22 protein-coding genes and 1 pseudogene are annotated in these 24148 nt (G+C 62.1%); 15 read left to right on the forward strand and 8 right to left on the reverse strand.

Going from position 1 to position 24148, the window contains the following annotated elements; translation table 11 throughout:
- Positions 1-5: 5 nt before the first annotated feature.
- Positions 6-1160: a PAS domain S-box protein gene (locus tag ACQ5BM_RS08720; RefSeq protein ID WP_429810114.1), complete on the reverse strand. Its 1155-nt coding sequence runs from the start codon at positions 1158-1160 to the stop codon at positions 6-8.
- Between the two features lie 431 nt (positions 1161-1591).
- Between ACQ5BM_RS08720 and ACQ5BM_RS08725 the strand changes: the two genes are divergently transcribed.
- Positions 1592-1888: a hypothetical protein gene (locus tag ACQ5BM_RS08725; RefSeq protein WP_429810116.1), complete on the forward strand. Its 297-nt coding sequence runs from the start codon at positions 1592-1594 to the stop codon at positions 1886-1888.
- A 111-nt stretch (positions 1889-1999) separates the two neighbouring features.
- On the opposite strand, the gene ACQ5BM_RS08730 is transcribed toward ACQ5BM_RS08725, so the two are convergent.
- Entirely contained in the window at positions 2000-2734 is a 735-nt protein-coding gene (locus ACQ5BM_RS08730; RefSeq protein ID WP_429810118.1) for a DUF1236 domain-containing protein, read from the reverse strand.
- Positions 2735-3106: 372 nt separating this feature from the next.
- Between ACQ5BM_RS08730 and ACQ5BM_RS08735 the strand changes: the two genes are divergently transcribed.
- The 5 genes from ACQ5BM_RS08735 (at position 3107) to ACQ5BM_RS08755 (ending at position 7401) form a co-directional block, all read left to right on the forward strand.
- Positions 3107-3865, forward strand: a complete 759-nt coding sequence (locus tag ACQ5BM_RS08735; protein ID WP_429810119.1) for an alpha/beta fold hydrolase — start codon at positions 3107-3109, stop codon at positions 3863-3865.
- Between the two features lie 198 nt (positions 3866-4063).
- On the forward strand, positions 4064-4885 hold the full coding sequence (locus tag ACQ5BM_RS08740) for a chromate resistance protein ChrB domain-containing protein (RefSeq protein WP_429810121.1): 822 nt from the start codon (positions 4064-4066) through the stop codon (positions 4883-4885).
- 1 nt (position 4886) lies between these two features.
- The gene (gene chrA, locus ACQ5BM_RS08745; RefSeq protein ID WP_429810123.1) at positions 4887-6293 is read left to right on the forward strand and encodes a chromate efflux transporter; all 1407 of its coding nucleotides are present in this window, start codon (positions 4887-4889) and stop codon (positions 6291-6293) included.
- Between the two features lie 446 nt (positions 6294-6739).
- Positions 6740-6994 carry a type II toxin-antitoxin system Phd/YefM family antitoxin gene (locus ACQ5BM_RS08750; protein ID WP_429810125.1) on the forward strand — a complete coding sequence of 85 codons (255 nt, stop codon included), beginning with the start codon at positions 6740-6742 and terminating at the stop codon, positions 6992-6994.
- Entirely contained in the window at positions 6994-7401 is a 408-nt protein-coding gene (locus tag ACQ5BM_RS08755) for a type II toxin-antitoxin system VapC family toxin (protein WP_429810127.1), read from the forward strand. Before ACQ5BM_RS08750 ends, ACQ5BM_RS08755 begins: the two co-directional genes overlap by 1 nt.
- Positions 7402-7723: 322 nt before the next feature.
- Here ACQ5BM_RS08755 and ACQ5BM_RS08760 read toward each other — a convergent pair whose 3' ends face one another.
- Positions 7724-7921, reverse strand: coding sequence for a hypothetical protein (locus ACQ5BM_RS08760; RefSeq protein ID WP_429810129.1), 198 nt, complete (start codon positions 7919-7921; stop codon positions 7724-7726).
- Between the two features lie 259 nt (positions 7922-8180).
- On the opposite strand from ACQ5BM_RS08760, the gene ACQ5BM_RS08765 reads away from it, so the two are divergent.
- The 6 genes from ACQ5BM_RS08765 to ACQ5BM_RS08790 all read left to right on the forward strand — a co-directional run bounded on the left by ACQ5BM_RS08765 (position 8181) and on the right by ACQ5BM_RS08790 (position 13777).
- Positions 8181-9209: an NAD(P)H-dependent flavin oxidoreductase gene (locus tag ACQ5BM_RS08765; RefSeq protein ID WP_429810131.1), complete on the forward strand. Its 1029-nt coding sequence runs from the start codon at positions 8181-8183 to the stop codon at positions 9207-9209.
- 120 nt (positions 9210-9329) lie between these two features.
- Complete coding sequence (locus tag ACQ5BM_RS08770; protein ID WP_429810132.1) at positions 9330-10262, forward strand: LysR family transcriptional regulator; 933 nt, start codon at positions 9330-9332, stop codon at positions 10260-10262.
- 143 nt (positions 10263-10405) lie between these two features.
- Positions 10406-11119, forward strand: coding sequence for an SDR family NAD(P)-dependent oxidoreductase (locus ACQ5BM_RS08775; protein ID WP_429810134.1), 714 nt, complete (start codon positions 10406-10408; stop codon positions 11117-11119).
- Between the two features lie 122 nt (positions 11120-11241).
- Positions 11242-11481: a tautomerase family protein gene (locus ACQ5BM_RS08780; RefSeq protein ID WP_429810136.1), complete on the forward strand. Its 240-nt coding sequence runs from the start codon at positions 11242-11244 to the stop codon at positions 11479-11481.
- 224 nt (positions 11482-11705) lie between these two features.
- Positions 11706-12446, forward strand: a complete 741-nt coding sequence (locus ACQ5BM_RS08785; RefSeq protein ID WP_429810138.1) for a response regulator — start codon at positions 11706-11708, stop codon at positions 12444-12446.
- Positions 12443-13777 carry a HAMP domain-containing sensor histidine kinase gene (locus ACQ5BM_RS08790; RefSeq protein WP_429810140.1) on the forward strand — a complete coding sequence of 445 codons (1335 nt, stop codon included), beginning with the start codon at positions 12443-12445 and terminating at the stop codon, positions 13775-13777. The genes ACQ5BM_RS08785 and ACQ5BM_RS08790 overlap by 4 nt, the downstream gene beginning before the upstream one ends.
- Positions 13778-14128: 351 nt before the next feature.
- On the opposite strand, the gene ACQ5BM_RS08795 is transcribed toward ACQ5BM_RS08790, so the two are convergent.
- The 3 genes and pseudogenes from ACQ5BM_RS08795 to ACQ5BM_RS08805 all read right to left on the reverse strand — a co-directional run.
- A complete protein-coding gene (locus ACQ5BM_RS08795; RefSeq protein ID WP_429810142.1) occupies positions 14129-15526 on the reverse strand; it encodes a family 16 glycosylhydrolase in 1398 nt (465 codons plus the stop codon).
- A 673-nt stretch (positions 15527-16199) separates the two neighbouring features.
- A complete protein-coding gene (locus ACQ5BM_RS08800) occupies positions 16200-17639 on the reverse strand; it encodes an FAD-binding oxidoreductase (protein WP_429810514.1) in 1440 nt (479 codons plus the stop codon).
- 162 nt (positions 17640-17801) lie between these two features.
- Positions 17802-18079: pseudogene (locus ACQ5BM_RS08805) on the reverse strand (transposase); the annotation flags it as partial.
- 207 nt (positions 18080-18286) lie between these two features.
- Between ACQ5BM_RS08805 and ACQ5BM_RS08810 the strand changes: the two are divergent.
- The 3 genes from ACQ5BM_RS08810 (at position 18287) to ACQ5BM_RS08820 (ending at position 23261) form a co-directional block, all read left to right on the forward strand.
- A complete protein-coding gene (locus ACQ5BM_RS08810) occupies positions 18287-20158 on the forward strand; it encodes a sigma-54-dependent Fis family transcriptional regulator (protein WP_429810144.1) in 1872 nt (623 codons plus the stop codon).
- A 162-nt stretch (positions 20159-20320) separates the two neighbouring features.
- Entirely contained in the window at positions 20321-21394 is a 1074-nt protein-coding gene (locus tag ACQ5BM_RS08815; protein ID WP_429810146.1) for a 2,3-butanediol dehydrogenase, read from the forward strand.
- 67 nt (positions 21395-21461) lie between these two features.
- Positions 21462-23261 carry an NAD(P)-binding domain-containing protein gene (locus ACQ5BM_RS08820; RefSeq protein WP_429810148.1) on the forward strand — a complete coding sequence of 600 codons (1800 nt, stop codon included), beginning with the start codon at positions 21462-21464 and terminating at the stop codon, positions 23259-23261.
- A gap of 136 nt (positions 23262-23397) precedes the next feature.
- Here the strand turns inward: ACQ5BM_RS08820 and ACQ5BM_RS08825 are convergent, their stop codons facing one another.
- Both ACQ5BM_RS08825 and ACQ5BM_RS08830 read right to left on the reverse strand, forming a co-directional pair.
- On the reverse strand, positions 23398-23691 hold the full coding sequence (locus ACQ5BM_RS08825) for a type II toxin-antitoxin system RelE/ParE family toxin (protein WP_429810150.1): 294 nt from the start codon (positions 23689-23691) through the stop codon (positions 23398-23400).
- On the reverse strand, positions 23688-23996 hold the full coding sequence (locus tag ACQ5BM_RS08830; RefSeq protein ID WP_429810152.1) for a type II toxin-antitoxin system RelB/DinJ family antitoxin: 309 nt from the start codon (positions 23994-23996) through the stop codon (positions 23688-23690). The genes ACQ5BM_RS08825 and ACQ5BM_RS08830 overlap by 4 nt, the downstream gene beginning before the upstream one ends.
- Between the last annotated feature and the right edge of the window lie 152 nt (positions 23997-24148).

Consider the following 24148-nt stretch of genomic DNA (forward strand, 5'->3'; position numbering starts at 1 on the left):
AGCCGCTATGCCCCATCGGTCGGGCGCGGCTCAGTCGCGGCCTGGTGTGGCTCCAGGAAACGACCCGCAGGTCCTGCCAATCGCCACCGGAGCATTCCGTCGCCGCAGAGAATGTCCACGGTCGCGCTCAGCGCTTGCGCAACGCTGCGCCTGAGCACAACTGCGCCGAAGCCGGTTTGCGGAAGGCTCGGGCTTTTGCTTCCCGGCGCCACCCGCTCTTCCCATGTGATCGAGAAGCCTCGGATCGGCCCCCGTTCGGCAAGTGCCCATTGCACGGAGATCGCTCCGGCTCGCTCTTTCAGGACGCCGTTGTGCAGCGAATTCAGTGCCAACTCGTGGATCGCCATGCCGAGGTTCTCGATCGCGACTGGCGTCAACGCAAGGGAGGGCCCGGCGACCTCGTAGGTATCGCCCGGATGAAAGGGCGCCATTTGAGTCTCGACGAGACCACCGAGATCGACCCCCTTCCAGTCGGCGGAGGCAATCAGATCGTGGGAGGCTGCCAGTGCCCAGATACGCTCCTCGATCCGCTTTTGGAAAGTGGCTGCGTTGGATGCTTCACTGCCGCTCTGCCTGATCATCGCAAGGATGATGGCGTACTGGTTGCGAACCCGGTGGTTCACCTCACGCAGGAGAAGGCGAATGCGACGTTCTTTCTCTTTGTTCGATGTAATGTCGCGGGCGGCCACCGACGCACCCACGATCTTGCCCACGCCGTTTCGAATGGGCGAGACCGTCAGCGACACGGAAACATAACTTCCGTCCTTGCGCTGCCGTACCGTCTCGAACGTGTCGATCCGCTCTCCTCGTCCCACGCGTTCGAGCAGCCTCTGCTCCTCACCATGCAGATGCGGCGGGATAATGGTGAGGATCGATTGCGCCATCATCTCGTCGGCCATGTACCCGAACATCCGCTCCGCGGCACCGTTCCATGTGCGCACAGTGCCGTCCAGATCTTTGCTGATAATCGCATCGAAGGACGATTCCACGATCGCAGCCAACCTGGCCCGAAGGACATCGTCGGCGACTGCGTCCTCGTCGAAGGGGCGTGACGGCATCGGATTGCTCGCTTCCGACCGGGCATTGATTGGCGGATTCGTGTTGCCCGGCCCAGCAAGTACGTCCGAACTCTCAAAATGTTCCGCTCTGCGGAAGCTCAAAACCACTTTCAGGAGGGACGTGAGCGTCAGCGCGAGCTGCGATCTTCTATCGGTTTACGCGTCTCGGCCGCCTTCTTCGGAGACGCCGAGCGATCTGCCTTGGAACGTCGCACAGAGGCGTCCACGCTGATTTGTCCACCCTTCTGCAATGACGGTTCGCGTTCCGGTTCATTACCATGGCCAGTCTTGCGTTGATGGTCCTCAGTGTTTGTCCGTTTGTCTCCGCGGGGCACGACCGTTCTCCTCTGGTTGAAGCCGTCAAACCGCCGTCGCGACCAAATGTTCCGCACCAGCATCCGGCGCAACCGTGACGGAAAGATCACGGAACCTCTTCAGCCCGCAAATGTTCGATTAAGGACACAAACATCACGCGCAGAACAGTGGAGAGACCACTCATGTCCCGGAAGATAAAGGTCGAGAAAGCTCAAAAAATGAACCTGATGCTGAGCCAGGCCGTTACTGCGATGCGCGTGAATGAGAGGCTGATGTGTCGGTTGCTGCGATGGGCGGCGTCTCACAGCCAGGATCCGCATCGGTTCATCGAGAAGACGGTGGAAGAGGCGCGAAACGACCTGCGGGAGGCCGTTGACGACGGCAGTACCACCTCCGCAATCGCTGCCGGTGAGGCGCTCGAATATCTCGATGATCTCGCAGTCGAGATCAAGACGAAAGGCCGCAGAAAACGCCAGCGTCAGGACGACGCCGAGCCGCTGGCCGACCCGGGCTGAGCGTCCGATTTTTAAGGATTGCCCCCTAAGTTCCGAAGCCCCAGACAATTCTGGCCGCAATGGCGGCCAAAGAGACGGGCCGGCTGGCTGCCAGCCGGCCCGAACGACCGGTCAGGCAATGACCACGACAACCTCCAGCGAAGATGGATCAACAATGACGATCCGACCATCGGCAAGGACGAAGTAAAGGTAGCCTTGGTATGCGGGCACGATCTGCACTATGCGACGCGGCAGCGGTTGCAGCTTGGCCTTGATGGTCCGAGGCACAACGACGCCGACCGAAACGTCGAAATCGACGTCAACGGGTCTGACCTTTTCTTCCTTGATGACCTGCGTAATTTCGGTCTTCTGTTCTACGGTCACGTTGGTCGTTGACGAGTTGGACTTGCCTTGACCAGACTTGTTGGCTTCACCCTGTTGTGTAGGCTGCTCGTTGCCGCTCTGTCCGCTTCCGGATTTCTGAGTTTGGCTTGCATTGTTCTGTTGGGTCGTGCCGCTCTGCTCCTGCGTTTGGCTCTCGGCTGCACCGGTCTTCTTTCGGTGGGTCTTCTGTTGTTCGGTGCTTTGACCTTGCTGTGTCTGGCCTTGGGTGTCAGGCTGTTTCTGTCCCGTACCCATCTGCACGCCATTCGAATCCTGTTGATCCTGTGATTGCGTCTTAGACTGTGTGGAACCTTGAGTGTCGGGCTGTTGGTTCTGTTCCGTACCACCACCCTTCGGGCATTTGGTCCCCGCAGGACACTCGGTCGATTGCCCTTGGGCGGGCTGTTCTGTCTGGGCGAAGGCTGGAATGCCCACGGTACCAAGGCTCAAGGCCAAGGCACTTTTGATGAGGATATTGGTCATTAGAACTCTCCAACTTGTTTATCCGCACTGCCGCCCAAACCATTTTGCTTTCCTAATGTTCCGGATACTTCGCGCTTCGCCAGTTTGCCCAGAACCGAATCCACTACCACCAGTTGCAACGACGCCTGTAGATCGACGAGGACCTTGCGTGGACCGGTACGGTATCGAAGGAACTTGGAAGCCGATCAAAGACAAGATCCGGAGCCGTTTTCGCGGGCCAATTGCCGCGATCTGAGCCTTGGGCGAGGCGAGAAGGGATCGATCGCTTTTCGCTACATTGCGGTACATTTGATGGCGGGGGCCGACATATCCGGGATACCTCGCCGGACCAGATTGCGATCATCGCCTCACGAACCCGGAAGGAACGATCGCATGCGCCGCCGAATTCTCCCAACCATTGCTCTTGCGTTCGCAACGAGTGTTGTCGCCTTCGCTGCCCAGGCCGCGGACATCAAGAACATTGTCATCGTGCACGGCGCCTTTGCCGACGGTTCGGGCTGGCGGCAGGCCGGCGATATCCTGGCGCGGCGCGGCTACAACGTAACGGTGGTGCAGGAACCGCTAACCTCGCTTGCGGCCGACGTCGAGGCGACGAACCGTGTTCTGGACCTGCAGGACGGACCGACCTTGCTCGTCGGGCACAGCTACGGCGGCATGGTGATCAGCGAAGCCGGCCATCACCGGAAGGTCGAAGGATTGGTCTACGTCGCAGCCTTTCAGCCCGACAAGGGCGAGGACTTGGCAGCACTTGCCGGTTCGACGCCGCCGGCGGCGATGAGCATCAAGGAAACCACCGATGGCAAATACTTCTATCTCGACCCGGCAGCGTTTGCTGCTGATTTCGCCGCCGACCTTCCCAAAACGGAGGCCGCTTTTGCAGCGAAGTCGCAGGTCTTTGCCGCAAAGGAAGTTTTCACTGCCAAGGCGGGCGATCCCGCCTGGAGGACGAAGAAGAGCTGGGCGATCGTGGCAACCGAAGATCGCGCCATCAATCCGGACCTTGAGAGAAGCATGGCCAAGCGAGCCGGCAGCAAGGTAAGCGAAATCAAGGCGAGCCACGCCGTCTTTGCCTCGCAGCCGGAAAAGGTTGCCGAGATCATCGAGACCGCAGCCAAGGATGCCGGCAAATAGCCCGAACACGCCGAGCATCCGCGTGCTGAGTGCGGTGGCCCTTCCGCACTCAGCACGGTGGACTGGCTTTCCATTCTCAACCGTCGGCTTGACAGTCTGCTCAAAGAGCGGAAAACTTCATGCATGGGGGTGCGATCACCCCATGAGGCGCCAGCCGAAGAATCGCGTCCATTCAACCGCTCATCCGGAGGACGCGTCATGTCGTCATTTCTCGAAATATCCTCGGAAAAACTCTCCCGCCTCATCGGCACGCCGAATTGTCCCGTACTGATCGATGTCAGGATCGACGAAGACTTCGATGCCGATCCACGCCTCGTCCCAGGTTCCCACCGGCGTGACTATCGCCGGGTGCAGGACTGGATGAAGGATGTCGACCGGGCAGCGGCAATCATCATCTGCCAACAGGGCAAGAAGCTCAGCCATGGCGTTGCAGCCTGGCTTCGCAATGCCGGCATTGCTGCCGACGTGCTCGAAGGCGGTTTCGAGGCCTGGATCGGCGCTGGCTATCCGGCCGTGCCGGCTTCTGCCATCCCGGAACGGGACACCAATGGACGGACCATCTGGGTTACCCGGGCGCGACCGAAGATCGACCGTATCGCCTGCCCCTGGCTGATCCGCCGCTTCGTCGATCCGAAAGCGGTGTTCCTGTATGTCGCGCCGTCCGAGGTCGAGTTGGTCGGCGAGCGTTTCGGCGCCACGCCCTTCGATATCGATGCCCCGATCCGCTGGAGCCACCGCGGCGAACTCTGCACCTTCGATGTCATGGTCGAGCAATTCGGCTTGGCAACCGCCCCGCTGCTGCGGCTCGCGACCATCGTGCGCGGCGCCGACACCGCCCGTCTCGAGCTTGCGCCCGAGGCACCGGGTCTGCTCGCCGCCTCTCTCGGTCTTTCGCGCATGTACGCCGACGACCTGGAGCAACTGGAAGCAGGGATGCTGCTCTACGACGCCTTCTATCGCTGGTGCCGGGACGCGACCAACGAGACGCACAACTGGCCTTCACCGAAAAAGGATCTCTGAGATGACCGATATCGCTGACAAGGCCGCGCCCGATGTGGCGCGGCACGGGCAAAGCCACGGCATTTCGTTCGGCGAAGCGGCGCGGGTATGGGCGCGCATTGCGGCGCTGAGCTTCGGGGGCCCGGCCGGGCAGATCGCGGTGATGCACCGCATCCTCGTTGATGAGAAGCGCTGGATCGGCGAGCATCGCTTCCTGCATGCGCTGAACTACTGCATGCTGCTGCCTGGACCCGAGGCGCAGCAGCTTGCCGTCTACATCGGCTGGCTCCTGCACCGCACCGCCGGCGGCCTCGTTGCCGGCCTTCTCTTCGTGCTTCCCGGTTTCCTGGCGATCCTGGGCTTGAGCTACGTCTACGCCGCCTTCGGCAATGTCACCGTCGTCGAAGGGCTGTTCTTCGGCCTCAAGGCCGCCGTGCTCGCCGTGGTCGTCCAGGCCGTCTTCCGCATTGGCGGCCGGGCCCTCAAGAACCGGATGATGGTCGGCATCGCGGCGGTCGCCTTCATCGCCATTTTCTTTTTTCGCGTTCCCTTCCCGCTGATCATCCTGGCAGCCGGCGTGCTTGGCTATGTCGGGGCCCGCGTCGGCTCGCCGCTTTTTCGCATCGGCGGCGGACACAAGGGTGGCACGGGCGCATTTCTGAGAGACGAGGACTCCGCGCTCGGCGAAGAAATCCCTGTTCACGCACGCCCCAATCTTGCATGGTCGCTTCGGATCTCCGGAGTCCTGCTTGCGTTGTGGCTCTTACCGTTGGCGCTGCTCGTCATCGTCCTCGGCCGGGAGAGCGTCTTCAGCCAGATCGGCCTGTTCTTCAGCCAGATGGCGGTCGTCACCTTTGGCGGCGCCTATGCTGTGCTCGCCTATGTCGCCCAGGAAGCGGTCCAGCATTATGGCTGGCTGAAGCCGGGCGAGATGCTCGACGGCCTTGGCATGGCCGAGACGACGCCTGGGCCGCTGATCATGGTGGTGCAGTTCGTTGGCTTCATGGGCGCCTACCGCGATCCGGGCGCGCTCCATCCGATGGCGGCGGCGACACTGGGCGCGATACTGACCACCTGGGTGACCTTCGTGCCCTGCTTCCTCTGGATCTTCCTCGGGGCGCCGTTCATCGAGCGACTGCGGAGCAATATCGCGCTCACAGGCGCCATGTCGGCAATCACGGCTGCCGTCGTCGGCGTGATCCTCAACCTCGCGGTCTGGTTCGGCCTGCACACGTTGTTTGCGGAGCTCGTGCCCTGGCAATTGGGGCCGTTCGCGCTCGACATCCCGGCGCTGCGGTCGCTGGTCATGCCATCGCTCCTGCTGACAGTTGCCGCCGGCACGGCGATCTTCCGCTTCAACGCCTCGGTCATCACGACGCTGCTTGCCTGCGCGCTTGTCGGCATGGGCTGGACCCTGGGAACGACCTGATCGCGGATGCGACACCTGGTCTTGCTCTCGTCGCTTTGCGCAGAGGATTTGGCGGGTTTTGGCCTTGGTGGGTCGTCGGGTTCGATGAGCTATTCGACGCTTCGCGCGACGCAGGGCTGCCTTCGTGTCGATCCCGATCAACCCGAACGCGACGAGTTCTTGAGCATACTGCGGCTCGCCGTCGAAGCCTCTCGGCTTATTCGGCGCGACGGTCACCATCGTCACGAAGGCAACCTTCGCCCCAATCAGATCCAGCACCGAACGAACCAACGGGGCTCGCATGCGCCCCCTGCCCCCGAGCGCCCATAGCGCCAGCCATCAGCAATAGCGCGGGATCGCGCAACGCCGCTTCGTCCTCCCACCCTCGATCGGTAGAAAATTGTGCTTTCATCCGATAGAGGGCGGGTGTATATAGCTAGACAGCCTAGCTAGTTTGGAGCACAATAATGGAATGGCAGTTGCAGGACGCCAAGAACCACTTTTCGAAAGTGGTGCAGAAGGCCCGACACGAGGGACCGCAGATTGTCACGCTGCGTGGCGAGCGCGCGGCGGTGGTGCTGTCCGCCCATGACTATGACGCTCTGCGCGCCGGCCGACCGACGCTGGTCGACGATCTACTCGGCGGCCCGCCTTGGAACGATGAGCTCGCCGATGCGGTCGAGGCGCGCGTCAAGACACCAAGCCGCGACGTGGCCTTCTGATGTATCTGGTTGATACCAACATCGTTTCGGAGGCGCGGCGCGGCACGCCGCAGGCGGTTGCCTGGTTGCGCTCGGTCGATCCGCTCAGTGTCCATCTGAGCGCACTGACCCTCGGCGAAATCATGCGCGGCATTGCCCTGAAGCAGAAGTCGGATCCGAAGGCCGCTGCTCACCTCACCGAATGGCTGCGCAAGCTGCGCCACGACCACGGCGACCGCATCCTGCCGGTGACCGACCAGATCGCCGTCGAATGGGGCCGCATCGCCGCAATCCGGCCGCGTGGCGATATTGACGGGCTCCTCGCCGCAACTGCGATCGTCCACGACCTGATCCTCGTCACGCGCAACGTCAAGGATTTTGAAGACACTGACGCATCTGTGATCAATCCCTGGGAGACATCGGCGTGAGCGGCTCAGCGACGAGCTCGGAATCGACAAAAGTCGATCTCTCCCACCCGCTGGTGTAACGGTCGACACAAACCCCTGGCGGCACCGCACAGGAAGCGATGCCGCCCCGCCGACGCACCTCGAGCGCCTCGCCGATCGGGCTCGATTTGCGCCCGCTTGAGCTTGTGCGCCGGGTGCTTGCCGCTGCATAGTGTGCTCAAGAGTTCGTGGCGTTCGGATTGGTCGAGATCGACACGAAGGCAGCCCGGTGTCGAACGAAGCAATTGCTCGTCGAACCCGACTGCGCACCAAAGCTACAAGCCGTCAAATCCTCTGCGCAGAGCTACTCGTCGTCGTAGACCGATTGCGGCAGGTGAAAACCTTCCGGCAATTGCGATCCGTGGAAACGTTCCTCCGGCGGAGATGGTGGAGGTTCGCGATGTTTCACCGCAAAGGCGGCGAGCACGGCCTTGAGCTGTACCGGCCGATAATGTTCCACCAGACCTGGAGGTGGATCTTGCGCGTCCGTCTGTCGCGACATCAGGGGCCTCTTGGAGACAACTTCGTTACGCACCGACAGTGCCAGTCAATCGATCTCGCTGCAACTCTCCACAGACGCAGTCACCCGTTCGCCAGTGCAACCTTTGGACAATTGACCTCTGGCCACTCCTGGTTTCCTTTATGGCCCCGCGGGATGCCGGAGCGATCTAATGCGACGACGCGTCTGTCCACGGTTGCCGCCCACCTCAGCCTGCGCGCAGCCGGCGGGAGAGGAACGCACATTCATGAGGATATCGAACATGCTGGATCCCCTGGCGAAACTTGGCCTGAAACACCCGCTGATCGTCGCACCGATGGCCGGCGGCCCCTCTTCGCCGGAACTCGTCATCGCATCATCGGCATCAGGAGCGCTGGGTTCGATCGGTGCAGCCTATTCGGGCCAGGCGGCGATCACCGAGTTCGTCGAGAAGGTTCGCGCAGGCACAGAGCGTCCTTTTGCGATCAACCTTTTCATCCAGCACCCGCAGCCGCGCATCGAGGCTGCAATGGTCGAGCGGGCCTTGGCGGCGACGGCGAAATACCGCGCCGAATTGGATCTGCCGACGCCGCAATTCGTGGCACCTTACGAAGAGAATTTCGCCCAGCAGTTCGAGGCCGTGCTGAAGGCCAAGCCGGCAGTCCTCAGCTTCGTCTTTGGCGTGCTGCCTGCCGAGCACATGCGAGCTGCGCGCAAGGCCGGAATGCTGATCATCGGCACGGCGACGACACCGGCGGAAGCAGAGGCGCTCGAAGAGAGCGGCGTCGACGCGATTACCCTCCAGGGCTTTGAGGCTGGTGGCCATCGCGGCATTTTCGACCCCGGGGCCCCGGACAGTGAAATCGGACTTCATGACCTGCTGACCCAAACCCTCCCTAGGGTGAAGGTACCGTTGATAGCGGCCGGCGGCATCATGACGGCTGCGGACATCCGCTCTGCCCTCACAATGGGCGCCGGTGCGGTGCAGATGGGGACGGCCTTCCTCGCAACCAGCGAAGCCGGAACCTCGGCGCCCTATCGCTCGGCACTCCAAGGTCAGGAGCGCATAACGCGGACAACGCGCGCCTTCTCCGGCCGGTTTGCCCGTGGCATCGAGAACCGCTTCATGAACGAGGTGGACGCCGCCGCCGTGATGCCCTTCCCCGCTCAGAACAAGTTCACACGCGATATCCGGGGAGCATCCGCGGCAAAGGGGTCGGCAGACTTCCTCTCTCTTTGGGCGGGCACCGGTAAGGGAGAGCTTTGGCAGGGCTCGGCATCCGACCTGATCGAAAAACTCTTTGTAAATTGATCACCCGCTCCTCGGAACGTGGCCTTGACCCCGCTGACGAGAGAGAGCCGACCCTTTACTTCTGCCAAGCCACGGGTGAATGCTTGCCAATTGGCAACCATCATCGCGAAAGTCGGCAGAATGGATCGTATCGACGCCATGAAAGTCTTCGTGACTGCTGTCGACGAAGGCAGCCTCGCAGCCGCGGCCCGGCGGCTGCAGCGATCGCCGACGGCCGTCAGCCGCGCCCTGAACTTGCTTGAAGCCCATGTCGGGGTCGAGTTGCTGCATCGAACGACACGATCGCTGAAGCTCAGCGAGGCCGGCCAGCGCTATGCGGCCGCCTGCCGGCGGGTGCTGATCGATCTCGAAGAGGCCGATATGCTCGCAGGTGGCGAACGTGCGGCCCCTCGCGGCACGCTGACGATCTCCGCACCACCGATCGTTGGCGAGGAGCTCCTGCGTCCGATCCTCGACGACTTCCTCAACCTCTATCCGGCGGTATCAGCCAGGCTTCTCCTGCTCGACCGCTTCGTGAACCTCGTCGACGAGGGCGTCGATATCGCGCTGCGCATCGGCCATCTCGCCGACTCTTCGCTGATTTCGACACGGATCGGCGGCGATGTCCGGCGCGTGGTCGTCGCCTCGCCTCGCTATCTTGCCAACCATCCGCGGATCGATGAGCCGGCCGATCTCGCCAAACACCAGATCGTCGCCTTCACCAACTTCGGCCTCGATTCCTGGACATTCACGCCGGCCGAAGGCTCGTTGATCCCGCGCACGGTGCAGTTCACACCGCGGTGCATCGTCAACAGTGTGCGTGCCGCGCTCGACTCTGCCGCTGCGGGTACCGGCCTGACCCGGCTCTACTCCTATCACGTCGCGCGCTATGTCAGCGATGGGCGGCTGAAAATCGTGCTGGCCGACGCCGAGCATCCGCCGATGCCGGTACACCTACTTGCACCACAGGGCCGCATGTCGGTGCCGAAGGTTCGTGCATTTGCCGATTTCGCGCTGGCGCGTCTCAGGACCGAGTTCTCGCGGATGGCGACAGAAGCCGGCACGCTCGGCTAATTATACCGATTATCGGTTGATTGACTGCCGATAGGCGCCAATTCTCCCAATCATCGGATGGGTCTAAATCTGATTGCACCAACGCCGAGGGCGGAGGACGGGCCGGACCAAGCGCCCGTTGCAATCGAAGAAGGATCACATCCATGAGCAATGAGCAGAAGGTCGCCATCATCACTGGTGCATCGCAGGGCATCGGCGCCGCCCTGGTTCAGGCCTACCGCGATCGCAACTACCGGGTCGTCGCCACGTCCCGTTCCATCCAGGAAAGTTCGGACGCTGGCATTCTCAGCGTTGCCGGCGATATCAGCAATCCTGAGACCGCCGAGCGGGTGGTTCGCCTGGGCCTGGAACGGTTCGGCCGCATCGATACGCTGGTCAACAATGCCGGCGTCTTCACCGCCAAGCCGTTCACCGAGTTCACCCAGGAAGACTATGATCTGAACATGGGCGTCAACGTCGCCGGCTTCTTCCACATCACCCAACACGCGGCTCGCGAAATGCTGAAGCAGGGCTCCGGTCACATCGTCAGCATCACGACCAGCCTCGTGAACCAGCCGATTGCTGGCGTCCCGGCGGCGCTTGCATCTATCACGAAGGGTGGGTTGAATTCCGTGACCCAGGCGCTCGCCATTGAATTTGCCAAGACCGGCGTTCGCGTCAATGCCGTCTCGCCGGGCATCATCAAGACCCCGATGCACGCGCCGGAAACGCATGCGGCCCTCTCGACACTGCATCCCGTCGGCCGCATGGGCGAAATTCGCGATATCGTCGACGCCGTCCTCTACCTGGAGGGCGCCGGCTTCGTCACCGGTGAGATCCTGCATGTCGACGGCGGGCAGAACGCCGGGCGCTGGTAGGCAATTCTGAGGCGTGAGGGAGCGGCTGTCGGCCCAATCCCGGTCGCTCCTCCGCCATCCATTGCACAAGGGTGCGGCACCCGATGGGGCCATCACCTTCCAGATTTGAAAAGGAAACGACAATGCCGATCGTAACAGTTCAAGTGACCCGAGAAGGCACCACTGCGGACCGCAAGGCGGTCACGGCCGAGGAAAAGGCCGAAATCATCAAGGGCGTGAGCCAGGTGCTGCTCGACGTGCTCAACAAACCACTGGAATCGACCTACGTGGTCATCGAGGAAGTCGAACTCGACAATTGGGGCTGGGGCGGCCTGCCGACCGCGCAGTATCGCGCCCGGCGGGCGGCCGAGGCGAAGGCCTGACACCGCCGACCAGACGTTCCTGCTACCCGCCGCTCGAAAGCAAGCGGCGGGTTTCGTTTGCGTAATTGTGTCGAAATGTATCCGGAGGTGCTTGCATTACATTCTCATGCAAGTCTGGATGTTGCGAACACACCGAGGACATATCCCAGGCGCCAATCAGTCCCAGCGGGCCGGATGATGCCGCAAGGATGCGACGACCGAACCGGATATGAGGAGCTTGCTCGATGGAGCATATCGACCACGTACTGATTGTCGATGACGACCGCGAAATCCGGGAACTCGTGTCTGGTTATCTCAAGAAGAACGGACTGCGCGCAACGGCCGTCGCCGACGGGCGACAAATGCGCAATTTCCTCGAAGGAGATACCGTCGATCTCATCGTGCTCGACGTGATGATGCCGGGCGACGACGGGCTCGTGCTCAGCCGCGAGCTGCGCGCCGGCAAACACAAGGCAATCCCGATCATCATGCTGACGGCTCGCAGCGACGAGATGGACCGGATCCTCGGGCTCGAGATGGGCGCGGACGATTATCTCGCCAAGCCGTTCTCGGCGCGTGAATTGCTCGCCCGCATCAAGGCGGTGCTTCGGCGCGCGCGCATGCTGCCGCCGAACCTGCAGATCTCGGAGGCCGGACAGTTGCTGAGATTCGGCCAGTGGAAACTCGATACGACCGCCCGGCACCTGATCGATGCGGACGGCACGGTGATCGCGCTCAGCGGTGCCGAATATCGATTGCTGAAGGTGTTCATCGACCATCCCCAGCGCGTGCTCAACCGCGACCAGTTGCTCAATCTCACCCAGGGCCGCGAGGCCGAGCTCTTCGACCGGTCGATCGATCTGCTCGTCAGCCGGGTTCGCCAACGGCTCGGCGACGATGCCCGTGAACCGACTTACATCAAGACGGTGCGCAGCGAAGGCTATGTCTTCTCGGTGCCGATCGAAATCGTGGAGCCGCGGGTATGACGACGCGTGCCGCGCCAAATGGTTTTCGACTGTGGCCGCGCACGCTCAGGGCGCGGCTCTTCGTTATTCTTCTGGCCGGCCTCACCATCGCGCATGTCATGTCGTTCACCGTCCTGTTCTTCGAGCGCTATATGGCCGCCAGGTCGGTCATGTTCGATACGCTCGAAAACGACATTGCGACGTCGATTGCCATCCTCGATCGCCTGCCCGCGCCCGAGCGAGCCTCGTGGCTTACGCGCCTGGCCCGCGACAATTACGGCTTCGTTCTCGGACCCGGCATTCCCGGCAATCCGTCGCTCGATCCGGCCGCCATGGAGATCGCGTCAAAGATCGAGCGTGCGACGGGCCTTCAATTTCCGGTCAAGGTGGAAACGATCCCGGGCGACCGCCGCCATCTTCAGGCGCATCTGACGCTGAGCGACGGCTCGCCGCTGACGATCGACGTCTTTCCCAAGGGGGTCATGCCCTTGGCTGATTGGCTGCCCTTCGTGCTCGTGGCCCAGCTCGCCCTCCTGCTCCTGTGCGCCTGGTTCGCCATGCGTCAGGCGGTGCGCCCGCTCGTCAATCTCGCCGCGGCTGCCGATACGCTCGACCCGAACCGGAACACGCCGCGCCTCAGCGAGACCGGGCCTACCGAGGTTGCCTATGCGGCGACCGCGTTCAATGCCATGCGCGACCGCATCGCCCAGTATCTCGAAGAGCGGGTCCAGATCCTCGCCGCCATTTCCCACGATCTGCAGACGCCGATCACCCGCATGAAGCTACGCGCCGAGATGGCGGATGATTTCGCCGACCGGGAGAAGCTGATCCAGGATCTTGGCCAGATCGAAAGCCTGGTCAAGGAAGGCGTCGCCTATGCGCGAAGCGCCCATGGCAACGTCGAAAAGGCAACACGTATCGATCTTGCCTCCTTCGTCGAAAGCCTCGTCTATGACTACCAGGACACTGGCAGAGCGGTTGCCGCCACGGCTGTCGATAGCGGCGCGATCATCACCCGGCCCCAGGCCCTCAGACGTATCCTGACCAACCTGGTCGACAATGCGCTCAAGTTCGGCGGCAGCGCCGAGATTGAGGTGAGCCGGCTTGCGGACGACACGGTGACCATCAAGGTGCTCGACCGCGGGCCGGGCATTCCCGATGGTCAGCTGGATGCCGTACTCAAACCCTTCGTCCGGCTCGAGGATTCCCGCAACCGCGACACCGGCGGTACCGGCCTCGGCCTTGCCATCGCCCAGCAGCTCGCGGCCTCGATCAACGCCTCGCTGACCCTCAAGAACCGCGACGGCGGTGGATTGGTCGCGGAGCTCGCCATTCGTCATCATCAGGCCTGAGACATAACAAGGCGCGGTCATTTCGCATGCCTGTCCTCGCCGCTTCAATACAACCGATCCTCCAACCAAAAGGCGGCCGCCGCTTCCGTCGGATCGTGCTGCGGAATGCTCCGGCAAACGGAGTGATGAGATTGATCATTACGTCGATGCTGCCACGTGTCGCCTTGGAATAGGGGCAGGCCTGATGCGTGGCATCGACCAATTGACGCGCGATTTCAGCGTTGATCCCGGAATGCTGACATGCGCAAATTGCCCACCGACGGCGCCTGATCTCTTTCTTCGCCTGATCTCTTTCTTCGAAGGTCTGGCAGGGCCGGCCGCGCTGGAAGCGGCCGATCCCCCGTTTTCCGCCTAGATATCCCAATCGGAGTTCAACGAGTACGCCTCGATGTGGTCGATCTTCATCTCCGCCCCATCGGCAAAGTCGTCATTGGGCGTGTCCGCCATGCCACCGACCGCGAGATTGACGAGCATATACATCGGCTCGTGCATATCCGCGGGCGTGTCGGCGCGGGCGATCTCGGTATCGTCGAAGTACCAGACGATCTCCTCTTTCGTCCAAAGCACGCCGTAGTCGTGAAACCCATCGGTATCGGCAACCTGCACTCCGTCTCGGGTCATGGTGTGTTCGCCGCCTTCATTGGAATGGGCAGTGGTGATCACGGTATTCGTGTCCTGCCCACGCATTTCGACGACGTCGAGTTCCGGCGGCCAGGAGCCGTCGGCGGGCAGCAGCCAGAATGCGGGCCAGGCTCCCTGATCATCTGGCATGTCGGCCCGCATCTCGAAATAGCCGTAGGTCTGCGCGAACGACGAGTACGTCGTCAGCATGCCGGACGTATAGTCGTAGCCACCGATCTCGGCCTGGATCGCCTCCGAGGCATGCTCGGCGGTGATCGTCAACACGCCGTCCTCGACCGAAAACGGGTTGGCGGAAGCGGTCGGTTCGTAGCTCGGATTGACGTACCACTGCAGTTCACCGTTTTCGGCGAGCGTCGCCCCCTCTTCCGGCGCCCACCAGTATTTTGTGTCCCAGACACCGCCCGTGTCGTTGCGGAGCTGAAGCGTGTCGAAGTCGTCCGAGAACGTCTGCGTCAGGGACGACCGGTCCAAGCTCAACTGGAACTGGCTCTCCAGCAGCTCATCGGCTGTTGTATCGGAAAAGACCAGGCTTTCGCCCTCAGTCAGATGAAGGCGGAGATCATCCCCCTCCTGGGCAGAATTGGCCAGGACCTGGTCAAACGAGGTGATTCCATAGCCGTCGAGGCGGACAGTGTCGTTGGAGCTGAAATCGGCAATGAGGTCGCTGCCATTGCCATGCCCGAACACGAAGGTATCGGCCCCACCGGCACCGAAGAGCACGTCATTGCCGGCGCCTCCATCGATGGTCTGGCTGCCCGAACCACCCCTGATGATGTTGTCGGCACTATTGCCGAACGCGTGCCGGCCGTCGCCGGTGACGGTCAGGTTCTCGAAGTTCTCCGGCAGGGTGTAGCTCATCCACGTATTGATCGTGTCTACGCCTTCGCCTTGGTCTTCATAGGCTCGGTTCGTCGATGAATAGAGGTAGTAGATGTCGTCGCCCGTGCCGCCGACCATCGTTACGTCGACGGAACTGTCGCCCCAGATGGAATCATTGCCCGGCGTGCCATAGAGGGTCGGTCCGGATCCGGTTGCGGAAAACCATGCCGTCGAACTTCCGCTGTAATAGACCGGCTGTCCTAGGGCGTTCATGGCAGTTCTGCTCATCGAGAAGTCTCCTGCTTCATTGCGTGCCCCTTCCCGACGACCACCCCTAGCATCTCTGACTGTGGCCTGTCGCCCCCACCTCCCAACCTTTTGCGCAATGCACTCTCAACTGCGACGCAGCATCTGGTGCAGCCCAACTGCCGCAATAGCTGGGCTGGTCGAGGGACCGCTGCTGAGGCACTGCGGCCTCGTGCCCTGCCGCATATAAAGGCATAGGCCGGTTTCCTGCCAAACAACTGCACCGAAGGTGCGCACGTCATTGCAGAGCCCAACGAGATTTCCGTATGCCAGTTGGCGGGCGCTCGTAAGCACCGGCGACGGGCCAGATAACGGTGGCGCCTTCCATTACAGCCTTGTAGAAATCACCCGTCTTGCAGGCCGCCGAACCTGGCGTCGCCTGGTAGCGACCCGCTCGCGCCGCAGAGTGTCGGCTCGGCGGCCGATATTGTGCAGCCCGATGCCAAGCGCGGTATCGGTCGCGAGCGCAAAGCCACTCGGCCCGGACATGGAGAGATCTACCTGACCGGCGACCGTGTCCACGCATTCGCCGAGCCATGATGACACGTATTTTGCCGACCTTAGAAAGCACACTCGCAGGATGCCACCGGGGCTGCTCGCAGTCTCGATCTCAGAGCCGCCCTCGCCGGCCACCCTTTGCTGAAGGCGATCACGTTCAGGCCGCGCCGCGCTCCTCGATCGGCCGAACGTTCTGGTTCATCCGAAAGAGGTTCTGCGGGTCGTAGCGCCGTTTGACCTCCACAAGTCGGCGGTAGTTGCCGCCATAGGCCGCCTCAACCCGGTCGACGTCGTCTTCCGGCATGAAATTGACATAGGCGGTGCCGGCGGCATAGGGCTTGGTGGCTTCGAAGAGATGCCGCGCCCAGTCGATGCAGGCCTGGTCCATCGCCGTGTCGCGCCAGCGTGCGTGCACATTCATGACGAAATGCGAGCCGCGCTGCGGGAAAGCAGTCTCCTCGACCGCGATACGACCGGCGGCCCCGCCGACATGGCCTATGAATATCTCGCATTCCGGCCCCGGCAGTTGCCGGATGGCATTGAGCAGAAAGCCCGTGGTCTGATCGGAAAGCTCCATGAAATCATGGCTCTTCCAGTAGTTGCGCGCGCCGGGCGCCAGCAATAGATCGAAAGCCTGCTGCCAGCCGACGAAGGGATGCGGCGCGACTACGTCGGCGATCGGCCTGCCGATCGCGCGCAGGCCGGCTGTCGCCTTCTCACCCGCCTCGAGATCGCCGCAATAACACACCGCGAGCACGAGGACCTCCTTGCCGTGCCATTCGGCAGGAAGGAACGGCAACGGTGGAGCCTGCCGCATCACCACCCAGCAGGTGAGTTCGTCCGGCGCGTTTTCAAGGGCCCGCCGGTACTGCTGGAGCACGTTTTGCGCGTCGGCGAAGGGATGGACGACGAGCCCGGAGAGGACCTCCGGCCCGACATCGTGCAGTTCGAATTCGAACGCCGTGACGATGCCGAAATTCCCGCCCCCTCCTCTCAGGCCCCAGAAGAGGTCGCGGTGCTCCGTCGGGCTGGCGCGCACTAGTTCGCCGCTCGCCGTGACCACATCGGCCGAAAGCAGGTTATCGATCGTTAAACCGAACTTGCGCGTGATCCATCCAAAGCCGCCGCCGAGCGTCAGGCCGGCAATGCCGGTCGTAGAATTTATACCGGTCGGCAGGGCGAGGCGGAATGCCTGCGTCTCCTTGTCGACATCGGCAAGCGTCGCCCCCGGCTCGACCCAGGCCCTCTTCGTAGTCGCATCGACACGCACCGATTTCATAGGCGTCAAGTCTATCATCAGGCCGCCGTCGCAGACCGCGTTGCCGGCAATGTTGTGACCGCCACCACGCACGGCGACGAGCAGGTGGTTTTCAGCCGCGAAGCGAACCGCATGGGCGACATCGGCAGCCCCGGCGCACTGGACGATCAGTCCAGGTCTGCGGTCGATCATGGCGTTCCAGATCGTCCGCGCCTCATCATAGGCGGCGTCGGTCGCGTTTAGGACTCGACCGCGCAACCGTCCTGCCAGCACCTCGATCGCCGCGGCGCTGATCTTTGTTACTCCCGCTTGCAGATTGGTGAGGCTCATATCGTCCATAATTCGCTCCTCCCGACAGAAGCATTGCCCCAGCGGCCGGCATTCTGCGCCTTTGCCGCGTACCCGGCAAGCGTGCCGGCGACCCCCACCCATCGCCCTTTGGGGTGCTGTCAACCCAAATCGTCGATGCCGTGTTGTCCCCGTCACGACCTTCCGGAGTTGAGGAAGCTCTGTCGAATGCAGAGGCGTGCGTTGTCCCTGTGAGCTGGAACCCGCAATCGCCGGTTGAGCATTGATACAATGCCAGACCGGGCGCGTCGCTTGCCTTTATCCCGACCAGCGATTGCGATCGGACGTTTGTAGCCGCAGGCCGGGCAAGCCCGACCATCGGGCCATACCATGCTTTCCGGCAATCTGCGGCAATGCTTCTCGTCGCGGACGGTCGCAACCATCTCTTCGAGGGGGCGGATGCCTGCAGCGTTACGATCATTAACAGGCATTTTGCGTCTCCTCGGGCGAAGCCGAAGGATCGCAGGCAAGCCAAATATCTCGACGACAATGCTGTCTTTGGTTGATAAAGGCCGCGTTGTTTAGCAGGCGCTATGCCCTCCTATGGAGGATGCGCCCAGTCTCGGCCTTGCGTCTCGAGAGATGTGCATTGTCGATACGCCGAGAGTGTGTCAGCTTCCCGTTTAGGAGGATGGTCGATGACAACGTCGCTATCGCATATACGTGAGATAGAGCGTGTAGCTTCGGGAGGCGCGAGCCCGCGCGACGCACCCGTCGTCCAATCCTGGCTTCGCTGCCTCAACGACTACAAGCTGGATCCTACGATCGCGCAGGAAGCCTATATTGTTCCGGGATCGAAGCTGCGCGAGCATCGCGAGCAGGCGGAAGAGTTGATCCGCATCGGTCGCTCCGGCCTCGAAGGACTGTTCAGTCAAGTCGCCGAACAGAACTATGTCCTGTTGCTGTCCGATGCGCGCGGCGTGACGGTCGATTTCATGGGGGACCCGACCTTTGACAATCAACTGCGCAAGGCGGGTCTCTATCTCGGTTCGGAATGGTCGGAAAGCCGCGCGGGCACCTGTGCCGTCGGGGCCTGCATCGTCTCCGGCGAGCCGGTCATCATTCATCAGGACGATCATTTCGATGCCAGCCATATCGGATTGACCTGCACGGCGGCACCCGTCTTCGACACGCTTGGCGACCTCACCGCCGTGCTCGATATCTCCCAGCTCCGATCGCCTTCCGCTAAGGCGAGCCAGCAACTGGCGTTGCATCTGGTGTCCGCCACCGCGCGTCGGATCGAGCTCGCCAATCTCATGACCCGTACCCGCAATGACTGGGTCCTGCGGCTCGCTCGCTCCCCGGAATTTCTCGATGTCGACCCGGACGCTGCCATCGCACTGGATGGCAGCGGGCGCATTACCGGAATGACCCATGGCGGTTTTGGTGCACTCGCCCGCTCGATGAACATACGAAGCCTCAGAACGCGCGACTTCCTTGGCCTGCCCATTTCCGAGGTTTTCGATATCGACGTGGACGACCTGCCGAATTTCATGCGCGGGCGGCCGAACGGGGAGCGCCTGCTCCGGGCCAAGAGCGGCCTGGTCCTCTTCGCCAGCGCAATCGCGCCCGTCGTCAATGTTCGGGCGCCTGCCGTTCCGGAACCGCGGCTCCCCCGGGCCTTGCGCGACCTCAGCCACGGCGACGCTGCGATGGAACGGGTGCAGACACGCGCGGCGAAGCTTGCCACCCGCCATATCCCTATCCTCATTCAGGGAGAGACGGGCAGCGGCAAGGAATATCTTGCGCGTGCGATCCACGACAGTTGCGGCGACAACGGCAACTTCGTCGCCGTCAATTGCGCGGCGATCCCGGAGCACCTCATCGAATCCGAACTCTTCGGCTACGCGCCCGGCGCGTTCACCGGCGCCAGCCAGAGGGGTAAGCGCGGCCTGATCGAGGACGCCGATGGCGGAACCCTGTTTCTGGACGAGATCGGCGACATGCCGCTTTCGCTGCAAAGCCGGCTGTTGCGCGTGCTTTCGGAGAACGAGGTCCAGCCGGTCGGCGCACTGAAAGCCCGCCCGATCCGCCTGCGCGTTGTCTCCGCCTCCCATCGCGACCTCGCAGAACTCGTGATGGAGGGGCGATTCCGGCAGGATCTCTATTATCGCCTGAACGCCGCGACGCTTTCACTTCCCGCATTGCGCGAGCGCCAGGATCTCGGCTGGCTGATCGACCAATTGCTCTCTCGCATCGAGAAGGAGAACAACGAGTCCTACCGTATCGACAGGGCCGCGCGAGCGGCATTGCTCGCGCATGAATGGCCGGGAAACCTGCGCGAGCTTTCCAACGTCTTGCGAGTGGCCGCAGCACTTTGCGAACACGGCCTCATAGATGCCGAGTGCCTGCCGGAACATCTCTTCTCCGCCTCTGCCTCTCCGCCGCTTGGCGAGGACGACGCATTGCGTCAGGCGCTCAAAGACTGCGGCGACAACGTCTCGGCACTCGCCAGAAAGCTTGGTGTCAACCGCTCTACGATCCACCGTCGCCTGAAACGGCTCAACTGACGCAACGTCTGCAACACCTGTTGCAGAGCAACTGTTGCATTCCCCGAGGTCTACGGCGAAGAGCTTTTTTAAGCCGTTGATATCACGCTGCAAATAGGCGGACCGTCGATTTGGCATGCCGCTTGCTGCGCCTCCTGTGCAAGAACAACAGGAGGAAACGAAATGAAAGCTCTGCGCTTTCACGCAGCCAGGGATTTACGCATCGATGAAGTCGAGGCCCCACCTGAGCCCGGGCCGGGCGAGGTGCTGGTGGAAAATCGGTTCTGCGGCATCTGCGGGACCGATCTGCATGAATACGCCTATGGTCCGATCTTCATCCCGAAGGAACCGCATCCCTTCACGGGCGCCCATGGGCCGCAGATTCTCGGTCATGAATTCGGCGGCGTGGTGAAGGCGGTCGGCGAAGGGGTCAACCATGTGAGGCCGGGCGACCGGGTCTCGGTCCAGCCTTTGATCATGCCGCGCCGTGGCGACTACTATGCCGATCGCGGCCTGTTTCACCTGAGCGCCGACCTCGCACTTGCGGGGCTCTCCTGGCATTCCGGCGGGATGGCGCAAGCCGCCCTTCTCAACGACTACAACGTGCAGCCCATTCCTGATTCCCTCTCCGACGAGGAGGCTGCGCTGATCGAACCGACCGCAGTCGCCGTTTATGCCTGCGACCGCGGAGGCGTCACCGCGGGCAACAGCGTGCTGGTCACCGGCGCGGGACCGATCGGCATTCTCGTCGCCATGGCCGCGCGTGCCGCCGGCGCGGCGCAGATCTTCCTCTCCGACCTCAACGACACCCGGCTGGCCCTGGCAAAGGAGGCGCTGGGCGAAGTCCGCACGATCAATCCGAAAATCGAAAAGGTCAGCGACGTCGTGCAAGCCGAGACCGAGGGCGGTGTCGGCTGCGACGTCGCCATTGAATGCGTCGGCAACGAACATGCACTGAAGAACTGCGCAAGCGCCGTGCGCAAACAGGGTGTCGTGGTGCAGACCGGTCTTCATCCCGGAGAAAATCCGCTGAACTGGTTCGACGTGACCTTCAAGGACATCGATATTCGCGGCTCCTGGGCCTACCCGACCCATTACTGGCCGCGGGTCGCACGCTTGATCGCCAGCGGCCAGATTCCGGCCCGCCGTATTGTCACCAAATATGTCTCGCTCGCCGAGGCCGTTTCGGCAGGGTTCGACCAGTTGCTCGATCCCGCCGGCACCCATCTGAAAATACTGATCGACCTCAAGCGTTAGGCCGATCCGCGTTGCGGGACGGTTGAGGAGCCGTCCCTTTCTTCATCACAGAGCAGGAGGAGAAACGATGCTCGAGAAGACCCCCACCACCCGCGTCCAGGCACTGCTTGATACCTTTGGCGCCGCACTCGAAACCGGCCGCATCGATGATGCGACTGGCCTCTTTGCCGAAGAATGCTACTGGCGCGATCTCGTCGCCTTCACCTGGAACATCAAGACGGTCGAGGGCCGCGATCAGGTGCGCGACATGCTTCATGCGCAGCTTGCCTCCGCAAAGCCCTCCAATTGGCGCGTCGCCGCCGGAGAGGAAGCGACAGAGGCGGACGGCGTGCTCGAAAGCTGGATTTCGTTCGAGACGGCGACCGGGCGCGGCTATGGCCTCGTGCGCATCAAGAACGGCCTCATCTGGACGCTGCTGACGGCGCTGGCCGAACTCAAGGGCCACGAGGAGAAATCCGGCTTCACCCGCCCGCTTGGTGCCAAGCACGGCCAGAATATCGGGGCGAAGACCTGGAAGGAGGAGCGCGAGCACGAGGAGCGCACGCTCGGTTATGAGACGCAGCCCTATGTGGTGATCATCGGCGGCGGACAGGGCGGCATTGCGCTTGGCGCCAGGCTTCGCCAGCTGGGCGTGCCCACCATCATCCTGGAGAAGAACGATCGACCGGGTGATAGCTGGCGCAAGCGCTACAAGTCGCTCTGCCTGCACGATCCGGTCTGGTACGATCACCTGCCCTACATCGATTTCCCGAAGAACTGGCCGGTCTTCGCGCCGAAGGACAAGATCGGCGACTGGCTGGAATTCTATACGAAGGTGATGGAGCTGAACTACTGGACGCGCTCCACCGCCAAGTCGGCGAAATGGGACGAAGCCACGAAGGAATGGACGATCGTGGTTGACCGCGACGGGGAGGAAGTGCTGCTGCGCCCGAAGCAGCTCGTCTTCGCAACCGGTATGTCCGGCAAGGCGAACATTCCGGACTTCAAGGGCCGCGAGCGCTTCAAGGGCGAGCAGCATCATTCCTCGCAGCATCCGGGGCCGGATGGCTACAAGAGCAAGAAGGTCGTCGTCATCGGCTCGAACAATTCGGCTCATGACATCTGTGCCGCCCTTTACGAAGCGGGCGTCGACGTCACGATGATCCAGCGCTCGACCACCCATATCGTCAAGTCCGACACGCTGATGGATATCGGCCTTGGCGGGCTTTATTCCGAACAGGCGCTGGCAAATGGCGTGACGACGGGCAAGGCGGACCTCATCTTCGCCTCGCTCCCCTATCGGATCATGCACGAGTTCCAGATCCCGCTTTACGACAAGATGCGCGAGCGCGATGCCGACTTCTATGCGGCGCTGGAGAAGGCCGGCTTCCAGCTCGACTGGGGCGCCGACGGCTCGGGTCTTTTCATGAAGTACCTCCGCCGCGGATCCGGGTACTACATCGATATCGGCGCTTCGCAGCTGATCATCGACGGCAAGGTGAAACTTGCCGCGGGACAGGTGGAAGAGATCACCGAGACCTCCGTAAAACTGTCTGACGGCAAGGAAATCCCGGCCGACGTCATCGTCTATGCGACGGGCTACGGCTCGATGAACGGCTGGGTCGCCGATCTCATAGACCAGGAAACCGCCGACAAGGTCGGCAAGGTCTGGGGGCTCGGCTCCGATACGCCGAAGGATCCCGGCCCCTGGGAGGGCGAGCAACGCAACATGTGGAAGCCGACGCAACAGGAGGCGCTGTGGTTCCACGGCGGCAACCTGCACCAGTCGCGCCACTACTCGCAGTATCTCTCGCTGCAACTGAAGGCGCGATTGGAAGGCCTTCACACACCGGTCTACGGCCTGCAAAGCGTTCACCACAAACGCTGATTGAAGCCAGACGACGAGAGGGCGGTTTGACCGCCCTCTCGTCGCGCCCGGCCGAGCCATTGAAAAGAGGCTGGCAAATAACGACTCAGGTCCGGCTCGGTAGCGACGGCGCCGTCAGAGGTTCGCCGGGGACGGATCACTCGTCGCCGAACGCGAAGGGCCAAATCTGGGCGCCATGCAAAATACGAAGAATGCGGATCCGATCCGCCATCAGCATGTAGGCTGCGATGTATGGTGTGCGTGGCATTACCAACTCGCGCGTTCCTCTATTCGGCCAGGTCGACCGCTTTCGGGAAAATCGAGGAGACGGCGAACGGCTCGCGCAATCTCCTCGTCGACGCGAACCCGCCACCTTCGGGTTCTCATTTTCAATGTAAGTGAAGATGGCATCGCGACCGTCAAGCGCATACTGCGCCCAGACAAGCCTCATCGGCCGCCTGCTCCTGATTTACGCGCAGCCGCCATCCGACGCTCGCGGAATCGAGCCTCAGCGTCGCCATCCTCGAGATCGGGTCGCGTGTCCTCAAGAGCCTGCAACACCTTCGCGCGGAACCAGGCATCATGAGCGTCAGTGCCACCAACCAGTTCCAGTGGAAGCGCGCCTTCGTTTGCCGTCCGAGTTAAAAGGATTCGAACAGCATCCGAAACCGTCAGTCCCATATTCTGTAGGACAGCTGTAGCGCGGTCCCGAATATCGGGATCAATCCGAGTCTGAACGAGTGCATTTGAACCCATCGCAAATCTCCTTCACTGGGTTTCAGTGCAATGCAATTGCATGACAAACTCCAGTCCAGCCATACACGCCGAGCATTCCGGTCGATATATCATGCACTTCGGTCAGCTCTTCCAAGCGTTCTTTTCTGCGTGCGGCCCCGCCCTTGTGCCGG

Source organism: Ensifer sp. B1-9 (genome assembly GCF_050474445.1).
GTDB lineage: Bacteria > Pseudomonadota > Alphaproteobacteria > Rhizobiales > Rhizobiaceae > Ensifer.

Bases quoted from the DNA above. Each gene is read 5' to 3' on its own strand.
- ACQ5BM_RS08830 (WP_429810152.1), bottom strand. From the start codon at position 23,996: ATGGGTTCAAATGCACTCGTTCAGACTCGGATTGATCCCGATATTCGG.
- ACQ5BM_RS08800 (WP_429810514.1), bottom strand. From the start codon at position 17,639: ATGGACGATATGAGCCTCACCAATCTGCAAGCGGGAGTAACAAAGATC.
- ACQ5BM_RS08775 (WP_429810134.1), top strand. From the start codon at position 10,406: ATGAGCAATGAGCAGAAGGTCGCCATCATCACTGGTGCATCGCAGGGC.
- ACQ5BM_RS08755 (WP_429810127.1), top strand. From the start codon at position 6,994: ATGTATCTGGTTGATACCAACATCGTTTCGGAGGCGCGGCGCGGCACG.
- ACQ5BM_RS08780 (WP_429810136.1), top strand. From the start codon at position 11,242: ATGCCGATCGTAACAGTTCAAGTGACCCGAGAAGGCACCACTGCGGAC.
- ACQ5BM_RS08825 (WP_429810150.1), bottom strand. From the start codon at position 23,691: ATGAGGCTTGTCTGGGCGCAGTATGCGCTTGACGGTCGCGATGCCATC.
- ACQ5BM_RS08760 (WP_429810129.1), bottom strand. From the start codon at position 7,921: ATGTCGCGACAGACGGACGCGCAAGATCCACCTCCAGGTCTGGTGGAA.
- ACQ5BM_RS08735 (WP_429810119.1), top strand. From the start codon at position 3,107: ATGCGCCGCCGAATTCTCCCAACCATTGCTCTTGCGTTCGCAACGAGT.
- ACQ5BM_RS08750 (WP_429810125.1), top strand. From the start codon at position 6,740: ATGGAATGGCAGTTGCAGGACGCCAAGAACCACTTTTCGAAAGTGGTG.
- ACQ5BM_RS08740 (WP_429810121.1), top strand. From the start codon at position 4,064: ATGTCGTCATTTCTCGAAATATCCTCGGAAAAACTCTCCCGCCTCATC.
- ACQ5BM_RS08790 (WP_429810140.1), top strand. From the start codon at position 12,443: ATGACGACGCGTGCCGCGCCAAATGGTTTTCGACTGTGGCCGCGCACG.
- ACQ5BM_RS08730 (WP_429810118.1), bottom strand. From the start codon at position 2,734: ATGACCAATATCCTCATCAAAAGTGCCTTGGCCTTGAGCCTTGGTACC.
- ACQ5BM_RS08725 (WP_429810116.1), top strand. From the start codon at position 1,592: ATGAACCTGATGCTGAGCCAGGCCGTTACTGCGATGCGCGTGAATGAG.
- ACQ5BM_RS08770 (WP_429810132.1), top strand. From the start codon at position 9,330: ATGGATCGTATCGACGCCATGAAAGTCTTCGTGACTGCTGTCGACGAA.
- chrA (WP_429810123.1), top strand. From the start codon at position 4,887: ATGACCGATATCGCTGACAAGGCCGCGCCCGATGTGGCGCGGCACGGG.
- ACQ5BM_RS08820 (WP_429810148.1), top strand. From the start codon at position 21,462: ATGCTCGAGAAGACCCCCACCACCCGCGTCCAGGCACTGCTTGATACC.
- ACQ5BM_RS08810 (WP_429810144.1), top strand. From the start codon at position 18,287: ATGACAACGTCGCTATCGCATATACGTGAGATAGAGCGTGTAGCTTCG.
- ACQ5BM_RS08795 (WP_429810142.1), bottom strand. From the start codon at position 15,526: ATGAGCAGAACTGCCATGAACGCCCTAGGACAGCCGGTCTATTACAGC.
- ACQ5BM_RS08785 (WP_429810138.1), top strand. From the start codon at position 11,706: ATGGAGCATATCGACCACGTACTGATTGTCGATGACGACCGCGAAATC.
- ACQ5BM_RS08765 (WP_429810131.1), top strand. From the start codon at position 8,181: ATGCTGGATCCCCTGGCGAAACTTGGCCTGAAACACCCGCTGATCGTC.
- ACQ5BM_RS08815 (WP_429810146.1), top strand. From the start codon at position 20,321: ATGAAAGCTCTGCGCTTTCACGCAGCCAGGGATTTACGCATCGATGAA.